General features: G+C 63.9%; 18 protein-coding genes. 15 read left to right on the top strand and 3 right to left on the bottom strand.

Annotated elements, in window-relative coordinates:
* The first annotated feature begins 4 nt into the window (after positions 1-4).
* The 7 genes from NHH88_27540 to NHH88_27510 all read left to right on the top strand — a co-directional run bounded on the left by NHH88_27540 (position 5) and on the right by NHH88_27510 (position 5,778).
* Positions 5-925, top strand: coding sequence for a branched-chain amino acid ABC transporter permease (locus tag NHH88_27540; protein ID USX13367.1), 921 nt, complete (start codon positions 5-7; stop codon positions 923-925).
* Positions 925-1,953 (top strand): branched-chain amino acid ABC transporter permease, encoded by a 1,029-nt coding sequence (locus tag NHH88_27535; protein ID USX13366.1) that lies wholly within the window; start codon positions 925-927, stop codon positions 1,951-1,953. Before NHH88_27540 ends, NHH88_27535 begins: the two co-directional genes overlap by 1 nt.
* Complete coding sequence (locus NHH88_27530; protein ID USX13365.1) at positions 1,950-2,702, top strand: ABC transporter ATP-binding protein; 753 nt, start codon at positions 1,950-1,952, stop codon at positions 2,700-2,702. The genes NHH88_27535 and NHH88_27530 overlap by 4 nt, the downstream gene beginning before the upstream one ends.
* Positions 2,699-3,421: an ABC transporter ATP-binding protein gene (locus NHH88_27525; protein ID USX13364.1), complete on the top strand. Its 723-nt coding sequence runs from the start codon at positions 2,699-2,701 to the stop codon at positions 3,419-3,421. The genes NHH88_27530 and NHH88_27525 overlap by 4 nt, the downstream gene beginning before the upstream one ends.
* Positions 3,421-4,086: a maleylacetoacetate isomerase gene (gene maiA, locus NHH88_27520; GenBank protein USX13363.1), complete on the top strand. Its 666-nt coding sequence runs from the start codon at positions 3,421-3,423 to the stop codon at positions 4,084-4,086. Before NHH88_27525 ends, maiA begins: the two co-directional genes overlap by 1 nt.
* A 90-nt stretch (positions 4,087-4,176) precedes the next feature.
* Complete coding sequence (locus NHH88_27515; protein USX13362.1) at positions 4,177-5,277, top strand: porin; 1,101 nt, start codon at positions 4,177-4,179, stop codon at positions 5,275-5,277.
* 36 nt (positions 5,278-5,313) lie between these two features.
* Positions 5,314-5,778, top strand: a complete 465-nt coding sequence (locus NHH88_27510; protein ID USX13361.1) for a cache domain-containing protein — start codon at positions 5,314-5,316, stop codon at positions 5,776-5,778.
* Between the two features lie 12 nt (positions 5,779-5,790).
* Here the strand turns inward: NHH88_27510 and NHH88_27505 are convergent, their stop codons facing one another.
* Positions 5,791-6,681 (bottom strand): LysR family transcriptional regulator, encoded by an 891-nt coding sequence (locus NHH88_27505; protein USX13360.1) that lies wholly within the window; start codon positions 6,679-6,681, stop codon positions 5,791-5,793.
* A 105-nt stretch (positions 6,682-6,786) separates the two neighbouring features.
* Between NHH88_27505 and NHH88_27500 the strand changes: the two genes are divergently transcribed.
* The 4 genes from NHH88_27500 (at position 6,787) to NHH88_27485 (ending at position 10,321) form a co-directional block, all read left to right on the top strand.
* On the top strand, positions 6,787-7,953 hold the full coding sequence (locus NHH88_27500; GenBank protein ID USX13359.1) for a mandelate racemase/muconate lactonizing enzyme family protein: 1,167 nt from the start codon (positions 6,787-6,789) through the stop codon (positions 7,951-7,953).
* Between the two features lie 293 nt (positions 7,954-8,246).
* Complete coding sequence (locus tag NHH88_27495) at positions 8,247-9,347, top strand: porin (GenBank protein ID USX13358.1); 1,101 nt, start codon at positions 8,247-8,249, stop codon at positions 9,345-9,347.
* A 28-nt stretch (positions 9,348-9,375) separates the two neighbouring features.
* A complete protein-coding gene (locus NHH88_27490) occupies positions 9,376-9,837 on the top strand; it encodes a cache domain-containing protein (protein ID USX13357.1) in 462 nt (153 codons plus the stop codon).
* 19 nt (positions 9,838-9,856) lie between these two features.
* Entirely contained in the window at positions 9,857-10,321 is a 465-nt protein-coding gene (locus tag NHH88_27485; GenBank protein USX13356.1) for a cache domain-containing protein, read from the top strand.
* A gap of 36 nt (positions 10,322-10,357) precedes the next feature.
* Here NHH88_27485 and NHH88_27480 read toward each other — a convergent pair whose 3' ends face one another.
* Both NHH88_27480 and NHH88_27475 read right to left on the bottom strand, forming a co-directional pair.
* Positions 10,358-11,686, bottom strand: coding sequence for an ATP-binding protein (locus NHH88_27480; GenBank protein ID USX13355.1), 1,329 nt, complete (start codon positions 11,684-11,686; stop codon positions 10,358-10,360).
* The gene (locus tag NHH88_27475) at positions 11,683-12,420 is read right to left on the bottom strand and encodes a response regulator (GenBank protein ID USX13354.1); all 738 of its coding nucleotides are present in this window, start codon (positions 12,418-12,420) and stop codon (positions 11,683-11,685) included. The genes NHH88_27480 and NHH88_27475 overlap by 4 nt, the downstream gene beginning before the upstream one ends.
* Before the next feature lie 162 nt (positions 12,421-12,582).
* Here NHH88_27475 and NHH88_27470 point away from each other — a divergent pair, with 162 nt between their 5' ends.
* The 4 genes from NHH88_27470 to NHH88_27455 are packed head-to-tail and all read left to right on the top strand — an operon-like array spanning position 12,583 to position 15,348.
* Positions 12,583-13,299 (top strand): cytochrome c biogenesis CcdA family protein, encoded by a 717-nt coding sequence (locus NHH88_27470; protein USX13353.1) that lies wholly within the window; start codon positions 12,583-12,585, stop codon positions 13,297-13,299.
* Positions 13,300-13,301: 2 nt separating this feature from the next.
* Positions 13,302-13,838 (top strand): thioredoxin family protein, encoded by a 537-nt coding sequence (locus tag NHH88_27465; GenBank protein ID USX13352.1) that lies wholly within the window; start codon positions 13,302-13,304, stop codon positions 13,836-13,838.
* Positions 13,839-13,867: 29 nt separating this feature from the next.
* A complete protein-coding gene (locus tag NHH88_27460; GenBank protein ID USX13351.1) occupies positions 13,868-14,887 on the top strand; it encodes an alpha/beta hydrolase in 1,020 nt (339 codons plus the stop codon).
* A gap of 38 nt (positions 14,888-14,925) precedes the next feature.
* Positions 14,926-15,348: an organic hydroperoxide resistance protein gene (locus NHH88_27455; protein USX13350.1), complete on the top strand. Its 423-nt coding sequence runs from the start codon at positions 14,926-14,928 to the stop codon at positions 15,346-15,348.
* Positions 15,349-15,367: the final 19 nt, after the last annotated feature.

Raw genomic sequence — 15,367 nt, 5'->3', positions numbered from 1 at the left:
CGGTATGACCCTTAACCTCCTGCTCACACAACTGCTCAACGGTCTGCAGTTCGGCGTGCTGCTGTTCCTGCTGGCGGCCGGGCTGACGCTGGTGTTCGGCATCATGAGCTTCGTCAACCTGGCGCATGGCTCGCTGTACATGCTGGGCGCCTACTTCGCCGCTACGGCCTACCAGCACACCGGCTCCTTCGGACTGGCGGTGTTGGCCGCCGTCGCCGGCTGCGTGGTGCTCGGCTTCGCGCTGGAACGGGTGGCGATCTCGCGGCTGTACGGGCGCGATCACCTCGACCATGTGCTGGCGACCTTCGGCCTGGTGCTGTTCTTTAACGAGATCACGCGCATTATCTGGGGTCCGCAGCCGTACTTCCTGCCGCTGCCCGCTTTCCTGGAAAGCACGGTCGACCTGCTCGGCATCACCTATCCGAGCTACCGCTTCGCCATCATCGTGGTCGGCCTGGCGGTGGCTGTCGGCGCGCATCTGCTGATGCACAAGACGCGCCTGGGAATGCTGATACGCGCGGGCGCCGTCAATCCGGCGATGGTGTCGGCGCTGGGCGTGGACATCAAGCTGCTCAACGCGGTGCTGTTCTCGCTGGGCGCCGCGCTGGCGGGACTGGCCGGCGTGATGGCCGGTCCGATCAACTCGATCCAGACCGGCATGGGCGAGCCGGTGCTGATCACCGCGCTGGTGGTGATCGTCATCGGCGGCATCGGCTCGGTCAGCGGCGCCTTCTACGCGGCGCTCATCGTCGGCATCGCCGACACGCTGGGCCGCGCCTTCCTGCCAACGCTGCTGCGTGAACTGGCCAGCCGCGACACCGCCAACGCCGCCGGACCGGCGCTGGCGTCGATGCTGGTGTATCTGCTCATGGCGCTGGTGCTGGCGCTACGCCCGCAAGGCCTGTTTCCCGCCGGGAGGACGTGATGACATTCTTCGACATCCTGCGCAAGCCGGCCACGCTGGTGCCGCTGTTGCTGCTCCTCCTGCTGGCGCTTGTGCCGCTGGCGGCCGGATTGGCCGACCAGCCGTTCTACGTGGCGTTCTTTGCCCGCATCATCATCTATGCGATCGCCGCCAGCGCGCTCAATGTGGCGCTGGGCTTCGGTGGCCTGGTGAGTTTGGGCCATGCGCTGTTCCTGGGCATGGGCGCCTATAGCGTCGCGATCCCGGCGTACCATGGCATCGACAGTGGCTGGGTGCATCTGGCCGTGTGCATCGCGTCGTGCGGCCTGGTAGGGCTGTTCACCGGCGCCATCAGCCTGCGCACCACCGGCATCGGCTTCATCATGATCACGCTGGCGTTCGCGCAAATGGGCTACTTCGTGTTCGTCAGCCTGAAACACTACGGCGGCGACGACGGCACGCCGATCACCGCCACCAGCCGCTTCTTCGGCCAAGACCTGGGCCAGCCGCTGGTCGTCTACGGCGTGGCGTTCGTGCTGCTTTGCCTGGTGCTGTGGTGGACCGCGCGCTTGCGCGTTTCGCCGTTCGGCATGGTGCTGCGCGGGGCGCGCCAGAATCCGCGCCGCGTCAACGCGGTCGGTTTCCAGGCCAGGCGCTATCAGTTGGTGGCGTACGTGATGTCGGCCGTTTTGTGCGGCATCGCCGGGATGCTGCTGGCTAACCTGACGGCATTCGCCTCGCCCGCCACGCTGAGCTGGATCATCTCCGGCGACTTGATCGTCATGATCGTGCTGGGTGGCTTGGGCACGGTGTTCGGTCCCTTGCTGGGCGCCGTCGCCTTCCTGGGCGCCGAGGAGCTGCTGAAGATGGTCACCGAGTACTGGCCGGCGATCTTCGGCCTGGCGATTTTCATGGTGGCGATGCTGCGCACGGCCGGCCTGGCCGGCCTGCTCGAAAAACTGGGCGGGCGCAGGCCGCAGCCGGTGCCCGCAACCGCGCCCGCGGCACCCGCCGCACCGGCCAACCACGTCCTGGGAGAACACGCATGAGCATCCTGAGAACCGAAGCGCTGGTCAAGCGTTACGGCGGCATCCTCGTCACCGATTCGGTGTCGATCGATATCCGTCCCGGCGAACTGCACGCGATCATCGGCCCCAATGGCGCCGGCAAGACCACGCTGATCAACCAGCTGTCCGGCGAACTGGCCTCCAACGAGGGCAAGGTCTGGTACGACGGCGAGGACGTCACCGGCCTGCCGATCCACGCGCGGGCGCGGCGCGGGCTGCTGCGCTCCTACCAGATCACGTCCATCTTCGAGGACTTCACGGTGCGCGAGAACGCCGTGCTGGCGGCCATCGGCGCGCGCGAACATGGTTGGCGCTTCTGGCAGCCGATGATGTCGCGCGGCGCGCAGGTGGACGCGGCCGACGAGGCGCTGCGCGACTGCGGCCTGTCCGCGCGCGCCGGCGTGCCGGCGGCGGACCTGGGCTACGGCGAACGCCGCCAGCTGGAGCTGGCCATGGCGCTGGCCGCCCGGCCCAAGTTCCTGCTGCTGGATGAACCGATGGCCGGCATGAGCGTGCAGGAGTCGGCCGCCGTGGTGTCCATGCTGGCGGGGCTCAAGGGGCGTTACTCCATCCTGTTGATTGAGCATGACATGGACGCGGTGTTCGCGCTCGCCGATCGCATCACCGTTCTGGTGTACGGCAAGGTGCTGTTCTGCGGCACCCCGGACGAGATACGCAACCATCCCGAGGTACGCGCCGTCTACCTGGGCGAAGAGGAGGGTGTGGCATGACGACATTATTGGAGGTACGCGACGTGCACGCCTCGTACGGCCACGCGCAGGCGCTGTTCGGCGTCAGTTTCGACGTGCGCGCCGGCGAGGTGGTGACCCTGCTGGGACGTAACGGCATGGGACGATCCACCACCATCAAGTGCCTGTTCGGGATGTTGCAGCCGAAATCCGGCGCCATCGCATTCGACGGACGGCCGCTGGCCGGCATGGCCTCGCACCACATCGCGCGGCTTGGATTGGGACTGGTGCCGGAAGGGCGGCAGGTGTTCCCCAATCTGTCGGTGGAGGAGAACCTGGTGGCGACGGCGCGCGCGCCTCGCCACCGGCAGCCGCAGTTGCAGCCCTGGACGCTGGATCGCGTCTACCGCTTCTTCCCGCGCCTGAAGGAGCGACGCGGCAACCATGGCTGGCAGCTGTCCGGCGGCGAGCAGCAGATGCTGGCGATCGGCCGCGCGCTGATGACCAATCCGCTGCTGCTGGTGCTGGACGAGGCCACGGAAGGCCTGGCGCCCATCATCCGCGCCGAGATCTGGGCCGCGCTGGCGGCGTTGAAGGCGGAGGGGCTGTCGCAAATCGTCATCGACAAGAACGTGGGCGCCTTGCTCAAGTTCGCCGACCGGCACTTCGTGCTGGAAAAAGGCAAAGTGGTCTGGCAGGGAAGCTCGGACGCGCTGCGCGCCGACCCCGCCATCGTTCAGCAATATATGGGAGTCTCATGATGGATGCATCCAGTCCGCAGCTTCTGCTGCATAACTATTTCCGCAGTTCGTCGGCTTATCGCGTGCGCATCGCGCTGGGCTTGAAGGGCCTGCCGTTCGATTATGTCTCGGTGCACCTGAACCGTGACGGCGGCGAACAGTTCAAGCCGGCTTTCAGCGGACGCAATCCGCAGCAACTGGTGCCGGTGCTGAGCGACGGCGAATTCGATGTCAGCCAGTCGCTGGCCATCATCGAGTATCTGGACGAGGCCCATCCCGCCACGCCGCTGATGCCGGCGACCGCGCAGGGGCGTGCGCGGGTGCGCCAGCTGTCGCTGGCCATGGCGTGCGATATCCACCCGTTGAACAACTTGCGCGTGCTGAAGTATCTGACCGGTCCTATGGGCCTTGATGAAGGCGCGAAGAATGCGTGGATCAGTCACTGGCACGGCATCGGCCTGACGGCGCTGGAGGCGGAACTGGCGCGCGATGCGCAGCGGGGCCGCTACTGCGTCGGCGATTCGCCGACGATGGCCGATTGCTGCCTGGTTCCGCAGCTGTTCGCGGCGCGCCGCTTTGGCATGGACATGACGCCTTTCCCCACCTTGCTGGCCATCGAGGCGGCCTGTCTGGAATTGCCCGCGTTCGAGCTGGCGCACCCCGGGCGGCAGCCGGACAGCGAGTAAGTAGTACCCAAGGAGTAGCGAAGCAGCAGAAGTACCCGTAGCACCCATAGCACCCGTAGCAACAACTAAAACTATAACGGAGAACTAGTAATGAAGAAGACAGCATACGCCTGCGCCATCGCCTGCCTTGGCAGCCTTGCAGCCCACGGCGCCATGGCGCAAAGCAGTGTGACGATATACGGCCTTCTCGACAGCGGCGTGGTGTACACCACCAACGCCAACGCGGCCGGCGACTCGGTCGTCAAGGTGCCCGGTTTGACGGGCAGCCTGCCGTCGCGCATCGGCTTCCGGGGCGTCGAGGATCTGGGCGGCGGCCTGCAGGCTGTGTTCACGCTGGAGAGCGGCGTCAATGTCGACACAGGGACGATGGGGCAGGGGAACCGGCTGTTCGGCCGGCAGGCGTCGGTCGGCCTGAAGGGCGCCTACGGCACCGTGACGCTGGGCCGGCAGATCAACATGTCCTTCCTGGCGTCGCTCAAGTCGGACGTGATGGGCCCTAACCTGTTCAGCATGTCCAGCATCGATTCGTACATCCCGAACGCGCGCAGCGACAACGCGATCGGCTACCTTGGCAATTTCTCCGATTTCACGGTGGGCGCCACCTACAGCTTCGGGCGCGACGCTTCGTCGGCGGGCGGGCCGCCAGCCACCGGTTGCGGCGGGGAGGTGGCCGGCAATTCCAAGGCGTGCCGCCAGGTGACAGCCTTGCTGGGCTATGACAACAAGCGCCTGGGCGTCACCGCCACCTACGACATCATGTACGGCAACGCCGGCGCGGCGGGGGGGCTGACCACCAGCGAGAGCAGCGACCGCCGCACCACGTTGAACGCATATGCGATGGCGGGGGAGCTCCGTATCGGCACCGGCGTCATGGCGCGCAAAAAGGATGCGGCCACCCCCGTCAACGATCTGGAATCGAATTTGTACTACCTGGGCGCCAGCTATCCGCTGATGCCGATGCTCACGCTGGACGCGCAGGTGGCCCGCCACGACGTCAAGAACAGCGCCAACGATTCCACGTTGACGGCGGTGCGCTTGACGTACTTCCTGTCCAAGCGCACGGCGGTTTACAGCTCGCTCGGACGTATGAAGAACTCCGGCCTGGCCGCGATCTCGCTCGATGCCGGCGGCACGGTGGGCCAGGGCTTGAGCCAATCCGGCTTGTCGGCCGGCTTGCGCCACACTTTCTGATCGTTGCGTTCTTTCCCATTCAAGAGGATATTTATCATGCGTGCCTACCTGCTCAAAATCGTTTTCGCGTTCGCCGCCATCGCCATGTCGTTCGGCGTCCAGGCGGCCGATCCACGGGCCAGCAAGGATGAAGCGGTGGCCTTCGTGAGGAAGGCGGTCGACTTCATCAAACAGAATGGCAAGGAGAAGGCTTTCGCTGAATTCAGCAAGCCTAAGGGGCAGTTCGTCGACCGTGAGTTGTATATCGCGGTGCTGGATATGAATGGCGTGATGCTGGCCCATGGCGCCAATCCTAAATTGATCGGCAAGTCGCTGCTCGAGATCAAGGACGTACATGGCAAGGCGTTTGTGCGCGAGCAGGTGGAGGTGGCCAAGACCAAGGGCAGCGGCTGGGTCGATTTCGAGTGGGTGAATCCGGTCAGTCAGAAGATGGAGCCCCGCTCGACGTATCTCGAGCGCACGGGCGACTACTTTGTCCTGAGCGGCGTGTACGGAAAGTAGGGCACGCAAACTTCAGCGGAATTCCTCGGCGAGAAAATCGATAAAGGCGCGGACCTTGGCCGGCAGATTGCTGCGGCTAAGGTAGTACAGATAAAGGTCCGCGTCCGGCAGCCTGTAGTCCTTCATGATTTCCTTCAGGCGGCCGCTCTCCAGGTACTTCGCCACATCCCACTCCGAGCGCTGGACGATGCCGTGACCGTCCAGCGCCCAGTTCATCACGATGTCGCCGTCGTTGCTCGATACGGCGCCGCGCACCTTCACCAGCTCCACCGATTTTCCTTTCTGTAGCCGCCAGGTGCCGTACACGTCGTCGTTCTGACGGTGCAGGATGCAGCGGTGCCGGTGAAGCTCGGCCGGCGTTTGCGGCTCGCCGGCTTTTTTCAGATACGCCGGCGACGCGCACAAAAACCGCTTATTCGGCATCAGCTTGCGCGCGGTGAGGCGCGTATCCGGCAGTTCGCCGAAGCGGATCGCCAGATCGTAGGCTTCCTCCACCAGGCTGATAGGGCGGTCGGTTAGGTGCAGTTCAACCTCCACCTCTGGATACGCGTGCGCGAAGCGCGAGACAATCGGCGCGATCCGTGTGCGGCCGAATCCGGGCGTGGCGTTCACGCGCAGCAGTCCCTTGGGCGCGGCGCGGCCGCTGGAAATCGATTCCTCCATCTCGCGTATCTGGTGCAGGATCTGCGTCGACTGCGCCAGGTACGTCTCCCCCTCCTGGGTCAGGCTGATGCGCCGCGTGGTGCGGTTGACCAGCCGCACGCCGAGCTTTTGCTCCATCAGGCTCAAACGCTTGGTGATGGCCGGCGGCGTGACGCCCAGCTCGCGGGCGGTGCCCGACATGCTGCCCAATTTCGCCAGCAGTACGAAAAACGCCAGGTCGGGTGCGGTTTCAATTTTCATTTAAAGTGAATAAAGGTTTCAATTTAAGTGAATTTTAGCAGTTAAATTCAAGAGTAAGCTTTGGTCATTGGCTGAGCACAGCGCCCCACACCCAGGAGACCTACCATGAAAATTGTTGAAATCCGCGAAAAAACCGTCCCGATCAGCTCCCCGATCCGCAATGCCTACATCGACTTCAGCAAGATGACCTTGAGCCTGGTGGCGGTGGTGACCGACGTCATCCGCGACGGCAAGCCGGTGATCGGCTACGGCTTCAACTCGAACGGCCGCTACGGCCAAGGCAAGCTGATGCGCGAGCGCTTCATCCCGCGCATCCTCGAGGCCGATCCGCAAAGCCTGGTCGACGACAGCGGCAACAATCTGGACCCGCACAAGATCTGGAACTGCATGTTCACCAACGAAAAGCCGGGCGGGCACGGCGAACGCTCGGTGGCGATCGGCACCATCGACATGGCGGTGTGGGACGCGGTCGCCAAGATCGAAGGCAAGCCGCTGTTCCAGCTGCTGGCCGACCGCTATGGCGACGGCAAGGCCGACCGCAACATCTTCGTCTACGCCGCCGGCGGCTACTACTACCCGGGCCAGGACCACAACAAGCTCAAGGACGAGATGCGCAGCTACATCGACCGTGGCTACACCGTGGTCAAGAAGAAGATCGGCGGCGCTTCGCTGGACGAGGATCTGCGCCGCATCGACTCGGTGCTAAGCGTGCTGCAGGACGGCCAGAAACTGGCGGTCGACGCCAACGGCCGCTTCGACCTGGACACCGCGATCCAGTACGCCAAGGCGCTGTCGCAGTACGACCTGTTCTGGTACGAGGAGCCGGGCGACCCGCTGGATTTCGAACTGCAGGCGACCTTGCGCAACTACTACAAGAATCCAATGGCGACGGGCGAAGACCTGTTCTCGATGCAAGACGCGCGCAACCTGATCCGCTACGGCGGCATGCGCGCCGACCGCGACTGGCTGCAGTTCGACTGCGCGCTCAGTTACGGCCTGGTCGAATACCTGCGCACGCTCGACATGCTGCGCGAGCACGGCTGGTCGGCCAAGCGCTGCATCCCGCACGGCGGCCACCAGATGTCGCTGAACATCGCCGCCGGCCTGGGTTTGGGCGGCAATGAATCCTACCCCGATCTGTTCCAGCCGTACGGCGGCTTCCCTGACGGCGTGAAGGTCGAGAACGGCCACATCATGCTGCCGGAACTGCCGGGCATCGGCTTCGAAGGCAAGGCCGACCTGTACCGCGAGATGGTCAAGCTGGCCGATTAAGCTCCGCTGCCAAACCCCCGGGGTCAGGTCCGACATTCGGACACGATCCCATCCCTAGTATCAGTTTACGCAAGAGCTCGTGTCCGAATGTCGGACCTGACCCCGATGATGTTTGAGCGGCGCATGGACAGCGAGTTAATAGCGCGCAAGTGGTAAATATGAGTAGGAAGAGTGTCCGTTCGGCAATCAATTGGTTGATAAATGGCAAGCCAGTGAAAAATTGGCAGAGAATAAGTGGGAGCAAATAAGAACAAGTTAGCCCGTCGCCCCACCCAAAGCATGGAGACCACCTGATGAAGAAGACAGCATACGCCTGCGCCATCGCCTGCCTCGGCAGCCTCGCCACCCACGGCGCCATGGCGCAAAGCAGCGTGACGATATACGGCCTTCTCGACAGCGGCGTGGTCTACACCACCAACGCCAACGCGGCCGGCAACTCGGTCGTCAAGGTGCCCGGCCTGACGGGCAGCCTGCCGTCGCGCATCGGCTTCCGTGGCGTCGAGGACCTCGGCAGCGGCCTGCAGGCCGTGTTCACGCTGGAGAGCGGCATCAATGTCGACACCGGGACGATGGGGCAGGGGAACCGGCTGTTCGGCCGCCAGGCGTCCGTCGGCCTGAAAGGCGCGTTCGGCACGTTGACCTTGGGCCGGCAGATCAACATGACGTTCCTGTCGTCGCTCAAGTCGGACGTGATGGGTCCAAACCTGTTCAGCATGTCCAGCATCGATGGGTACATCCCGAATGCGCGCAGCGACAATGCGATCGGCTATCTCGGCACCTTCTCCGATTTCACGGTGGGCGCCACCTACAGCTTCGGGCGCGACGCGTCCGCCGCAGGCGGCCCGGCCGCTACCGCTTGTGCCGGCGAGGTGGCCGGCAATTCGAAGGCCTGCCGCCAGGTGACCGGCTTGCTGGGCTATGACAACAAGCGCCTGGGCGTCACCGCGAGCTACGACATTATGTACGGCAACACCGGCGCGGCGGCGGGACTGACCACCAGCGACAGCAGCGACCGCCGCACCACGTTGAACGCGTATGCGATGGCGGGCGAGCTCCGTATCGGAACCGGCGTCATGGCGCGCAAGAAGGATGCAGCCGCCCCCGTCAACGATCTGGAATCGAATTTGTACTACCTGGGCGCCAGCTATCCGCTGATGCCGATGCTCACCTTGGACGCGCAAGTCGCGCGCCACGACATCAAGAACAGCGACAACGACTCCACCTTGACGGCGGTGCGGCTGACGTACTTCCTGTCCAAGCGCACGGCGGTCTACAGCTCGTTGGGCCGCATGAAGAACTCCGGCCTGGCCGCGATCTCGCTCGATGCCGGCGGCACAGTAGGGCCAGGGCTGAGCCAGTCCGGTGTGTCGGCCGGCGTTCGTCACACGTTCTGATAGCAGGCACAGCCTCGAAAGGATATTTATGAAGCTCCTACGTAAACTGTTGTTCGTCTTTATTTCCTTTTTCGCCCTGCTCGATCCGGCCCTGGCCAGCGACAGGGGAAGCGCCGACGAGGCGGTGGCCCAAGTGAAAAAGGCAGCTGCCTTTATCAAGGCCAACGGCCAGGAAAAGGCTTTCGCCGCGTTCAATGATCCCAACGCAGGCTTCAAGGACCGCGATCTGTATATCGTGGCGATGGACTTCACGGGCAAGATGCTGGCACATGGAGCGAATGCCAAGCTGATCGGAAAAAACCTGATGGAACTGAGGGATTCCGAGGGCAAGTACTTTGTGAAAGAGTATCTGGCGTTCAGCCAATCCAAGGGTAGCGGATGGGTCGACTTCAAGTGGCCCAACCCGGTGAGCAAGGAGATCGAACAGAAGTCGCTGTATGTGGAGAAGGTCGGCGACATCGTCGTGGGCTGCGGCATCTACAAAAAATAATAGCTAGGGGATATTTATCATGCGTGCACACATACTTAAACTTGTCTTCGCGTTCCTGGCCCTGGCCATGTCGTTCGGCGCTCCGGCGGCCGAACCACGGGCAAGCAAGGACGAAGCCGTCGCCATGGTCAAGAAGGCGATCGATTACTTGCGCCAGAATGGCAAGGATAAAGCCTTCGCCGATTTCAACGCACCACAGGGAAAGTTCGTCGACCGCGAGCTTTACATTGTGGTGCTGGATATGAACGGCACCGTGCTGGCCCATGGCACCAACCCCAAACTCATCGGAAAATCCCTGATGGACATCAAGGACATGCATGGCAAGGCTTTCGTGCGCGAGCAGGTCGAAGTGGCCAAGACCAAGGGCAGTGGCTGGGTCGACTTCCACTGGAACAATCCGGTGAGCCAAAAGATGGAGCCCCGCTCGGTGTTTCTGGAACGCGTGGGTGACTATATCGTCCTGAGCGGGGTGTACGGAAAGTAGGGCGTAAGCGTCATCGGCCGTGCCTGCGCCGCCGGCTCACGCGTGGCCGATGACAGCATTGCGTTCCCCGTCCGGCAAGGTCAGGCTGGCTTCCAGCCCGCCGTCGGGATGGTTTCGCAGGCTGAGCGTGGCATCGATGGCCTGCGCCAGTTGCGCCGCGATCGCCAACCCCAGTCCGGTGCCGCCGGTGTCGCGGTTGCGCGAGGCTTCGAGGCGATAGAACGGTTGCATCACGTTGTCCAGCTCCGAATCGGGAATCCCCGGTCCGTGGTCCCGCACTCGGATGGTCACCCGGCCAGCGGCAGCGCCGACGTGCAGCTCCGCCGAGCCGGCATACTTGATGGCGTTGTCGATCAGATTTCCCAGCACCCGGCGCAGCGCGTGCGGGCGCGTGCCCACGGGCGCCCCGGCTTGGCCATCCAGCTTGATCGACTGCCCGCTATCCAGATAATCCCCTACCAGGCTCCCTAGCAGCGAATCCAGATCAACGCGGCACGCCTCCTCGGACGTGCCGTGCAAGGTGCGCGCATAGGCCACGCCGTCGCGCACCAGCATTTCCATCTCGATCAGATCGCGGTTCATTTTTTCGCGCTGGATGTCGTCGTCCATCATGTCGGCGCGCATGCGCATGCGCGTGATCGGCGTCTGCAAATCATGGGAAATCGCCGCCAGGATTTGCGTGCGCTCGCCCAGGTGGGCGGCGATTCGTTGTCGCATGGCGTTGAAGGCGCGCGCGGCCCGTGCCACCTCCAGCGGGCCGCTTTCGGGAACGGGGTCGGAGGCCAGGTCCGGTCCGAGCCGGTCGGCGGCGTCGGCCAGTTGCGCCAGCGGGCGGGTAGCCAGCCGCACGCCGTACCACGTGACCACCGCCAGTAACGCGAGCTGCAACAGCAGCACCGCCGGCAGCCATGCCGGAATCGGCAGGCCGGTAGGGCGCATGTCGATGACCAGTGTGACGCCGTCGCTGAGCGTGACGCGCGCCTGGACGCGGTTGGGGTGGCCCGGCACCGCGCTGGCGGTGACCGGGTACTGTTTGCCGATGGACTTGACGAACGATTCGGCGGCCCGCTTCGACAGATCGCTGTCGGGCGCGTGGCCGGTGTCCCCCGGTCCCAGCGAAAATCGATAGCTGCGGCGTTCCAGTCGTGGCAACCATTCGGCGCGTTCGCTGGCGGGCAGACGGTCCAGCAACGCCACCGAGCTGGCGACGTCCTGCTCCAGATAGCCGAGCATCAAACCGGTGGTCGCTTCGCGCCGCTCGCTGACGATCAGCCAGTACGACATCGCGTGGGCCGCCGCCAGTCCGATGAACAGGATCAGCGTCAGACGCGTGAACAGCGTGCGTGGCCAGTGCAGCCGGGTCATGCCACGCCTCCGAGATCGACCTCGGAAGAGAACACATAACCTTCGCTGCGCAGGGTTTTGATGTAGCGCGGTTCGCGCGCGTCATCCAGCAGGCGCTGGCGCAGGCGGCTCACCAGCAGGTCGATCGAGCGGTCGAAGCTGTCGGCGTCGCGCCCTTGCGTGAGGTTGAGCAGCTGGTCGCGCGTCAGCACCCGGCGCGGATGGTCGAGGAACACGCGCAGCAACCGGTATTCGGCGCCGCTCAGCGAGACCACCGTGCCAGCGCGGTCCAGCAGGTGGCGGCCGACGGTGTCCAGCTTCCAGTCGCCGAAGGTGATGAACTGTCCCGGCTCGTCGACCTGCATATTCGGGGGCAGCATGCGCGCGCGGCGCAGCACGGAGCGGATGCGGGCGAACAGTTCGCGCACCGCGAAAGGCTTGGTCAGGTAATCGTCGGCGCCCATTTCCAGACCGACGATGCGGTCGGTCTCCTCGCCGCGCGCGGTCAGCATCAGCACCGGCAGGGCGCGCCATTTGCTGGCGCGCAGTTCGCGGCACAAGGTCAGGCCGTCCTCGCCGGGCAGCATCAGGTCCAGCACCAGCAGATCGAAGTTCTGTTGTTCCAGCAGCGCGCGCATCTGGCGGCCGTTCGCCGCCACGGTGGCGCGCATGCCGTTCTTTTCCAGATAAGCGGCCAGTAGCTCGCGGATTTCGCGGTCGTCGTCGACGATGAGGATGTGGTCTGTATTTTCCATGGACGCATCTTAACCTGTGAAAGAGGGCGTCATCGCCCGCTTTGTATCCCAGTGTATCCGGATCGACCCTGTACACACAACATTGCAAAAGCCGGGGTTTTGGACACAGCCGATACACACCGCACCGATTAAATGGAGTCTTCCAAAACAGGAGGACAAGCCATGAACAACCTTATCGAACTGCCGCTGGCGACGCTCGCCGGCGTGCTGACCATCGCCTCCCCCTGCGTGCTGCCTATCCTTCCGATCGTATTGGGCAGCACGTTGCAGGGTACGAACCAGCACACAAACCGCAGCCGCCCGCTGTTCATCGTGGCCGGCTTCGTGCTGACCTTCGCCGCGCTGGGCATGTTGCTGGCCAGCGCGTCGCAACACGTCGTCGTCGCCCACGAGACGCTGCGCCTGGCCGGCATCGCCATGCTGATGCTGACCGGCTTGCTGATGCTGTGGCGCCAGCCCTACGAATGGCTGATGGCCCGCATGGGCGGTTTCCTGCACCGCGCCGGCCCGTCGGCGGACGGCAGCAGCGGCAACGCCGGCGGCTTCGTGCTCGGCATGTCCCTCGGCGCCGTGTGGACGCCGTGCGCCGGTCCGGTGCTGGCGTCGATCCTGGTGCTGGTCGCCAAGGCGCAGGACATCGGCTGGTCGGCCACGCTGCTGGTGATGTACGCCCTCGGCGCCGGCATACCGATGCTGGTGATCGCCTACGGCGGCCAGTTCATGGCGACGCGGGTTCGGGTGTTGGCGCGCCATTCCCATCGCCTGATCCAGGTATTCGGTGTGCTGATCCTGCTGACCGGCTTCGCCATCTACTTCCAGTACGACGTTGTGATTTACGCGGCCCTTGCCGACTTTTTCCCCACCTTGAAAGGATATTGAACATGAAATCCGTCTTCAACAACACGCTGGCCGCTATCGTCTTATCGACCGCCACCCTCGCTGCGGCAGCAACAGCGGCGCCGACGCCCACGATGGCGCCTGAATTCACCGGCATCCAGCAATGGCTCAATAGCGGGCAGCTGACCATGGGCCAGTTGCGCGGCAAGGTGGTGCTGGTCGATTTCTGGACCTACACCTGCATCAACTGCATTCGCACGCTGCCCTATGTGAAGAGCTGGCACGAGAAATATAAAGACCAGGGCCTGGTGGTGGTGGGCGTGCACACCCCGGAGTATCCGTTCGAGCGCTCGACCGACAACGTGAAGACCGCGATCAAGCGCTTCGGCATCACGTATCCGGTCGCGCAGGACAACAAGTACGCCACCTGGAGCGCCTACAACAACCAGTATTGGCCCGCCGTGTACTTGATCGACAAGCAGGGGAAGGTGGTCTACCAGCACTTCGGCGAAGGCGCGTACGCGGCGACCGAGGCAAAGATCCGCACCTTGCTGGCCGAGCCGGCGGTCGCGTCCAAGTAATTCGTATTCATACATCGAAAGGAAGCATCATGACTGAACTCACCAACATGAAACGCCGTGGCTTTTTGAATACGGCCGCGCTGGGACTGGCCGCGAGCCAGATCGGTTATGCGGGCGGGGCCTTTGCCGCCCCGCTGTCGCCGGCGCACGCCTTCCCCGCGATCCGGCAGATCGACGCCGGCCTGCTCGACGTCGGATACGTCGACATGGGGCCGTCGGACGGCATGCCGATACTGCTGTTGCACGGTTGGCCCTACGACATCCATGCCTTCGTCGACGTGGCGCCGATCCTGGTCGCGGCGGGATACCGCGTAATCATTCCTCACTTGCGCGGCTATGGCAGCACGCGGTTTTTGTCGCCGCATACGCCGCGCAACGGCCAGCAGGCGACCTTCACCGCCGATGCCGTCGCCTTCATGGACGCGCTGAAGATCGACCAGGCCATCGTCGCCGGTTTCGACTGGGGCGCCAGGATCGCCGGCACCCTGGCGGGGTTGTGGCCGCAACGCTTCATCGCGCTGGTGTCGGTCAGCGGGTATCTGATCGGCAGCCAGGAAGCGAACCGCGCGCCGCTGTCGCCCAAGGCCGAGCTGCAATGGTGGTACCAGTATTACTTCGCCACCGAACGAGGCGAGCTGGGCTACCGCGCCAACACCCATGCGTTCGCGCGCCTGATCTGGGAGCTGGCCTCGCCGCAATGGAAGTTCGACGATACGACGTTTGCCCGCTCGGCCGCGTCGCTCGACAATCCGGATCACGTCGCCATCTCGATCGGCAACTACCGCTGGCGACTGGGCCTGGCGCCAAGCGAAGCGCGCTATGACGATCTGGAGCGGCAACTGGCGCGCTTCCCCGACATCGGCGTGCCGACCATCACGATGGAAGGCGACGCCAACGGCGCACCGCATCCCGATCCAAAGAACTACGCGAAGAAATTCAAGGGCAAGTATGAACACAGGTTGCTGACCGGCGGCATCGGCCACAACCTGCCGCAGGAAGCGCCACAGGCCTTCGCCCGGGCCATTCTCGATGTGGCGAAGTTGAACTGAGCCGCACACACATTTATTCACATACCTAGGAAACGATCATGAACCACACTGAAAAAACGCTGTACACCGGCAGCACCCACACCACCTCCGGCGGCCGCGACGGCGCGGCCCGCAGTACGGATGGACGCCTGGACATCAAACTGTCTTCGCCAGGCTCGGCCGGGACGGGCACCAATCCGGAGCAATTGCTGGCGGCGGGCTGGTCGGCTTGCTTCATCGGCGCGATGGGGCTGGCGGCCGGCAAGTTGAAGGTGTTGTTGCCGCCTGAATTGTCGATCGATACCGAAATCGACTTGTGCCATGGGGAAGGCGGCTACTTTTTGCGGGCACGGTTGAGCATCAATATGCCCGGCGTCGAACGTGCGGTCGCGCAGGCCGTGATCGAGGCGGCGCATCAGACTTGCCCGTACTCAAAGGCGACGCGCGGCAATATCGAGGTCGCGTTCGATCTGACTGTTTAGGCGGCGGGGTAGATGGCAT

This window comes from Oxalobacteraceae bacterium OTU3CAMAD1, assembly GCA_024123915.1.
Taxonomy (GTDB): domain Bacteria; phylum Pseudomonadota; class Gammaproteobacteria; order Burkholderiales; family Burkholderiaceae_D; genus Rugamonas.
Note: the sequence above shows the minus strand (reverse complement) of the source record. Positions and strands in the feature narration are given on the sequence as shown.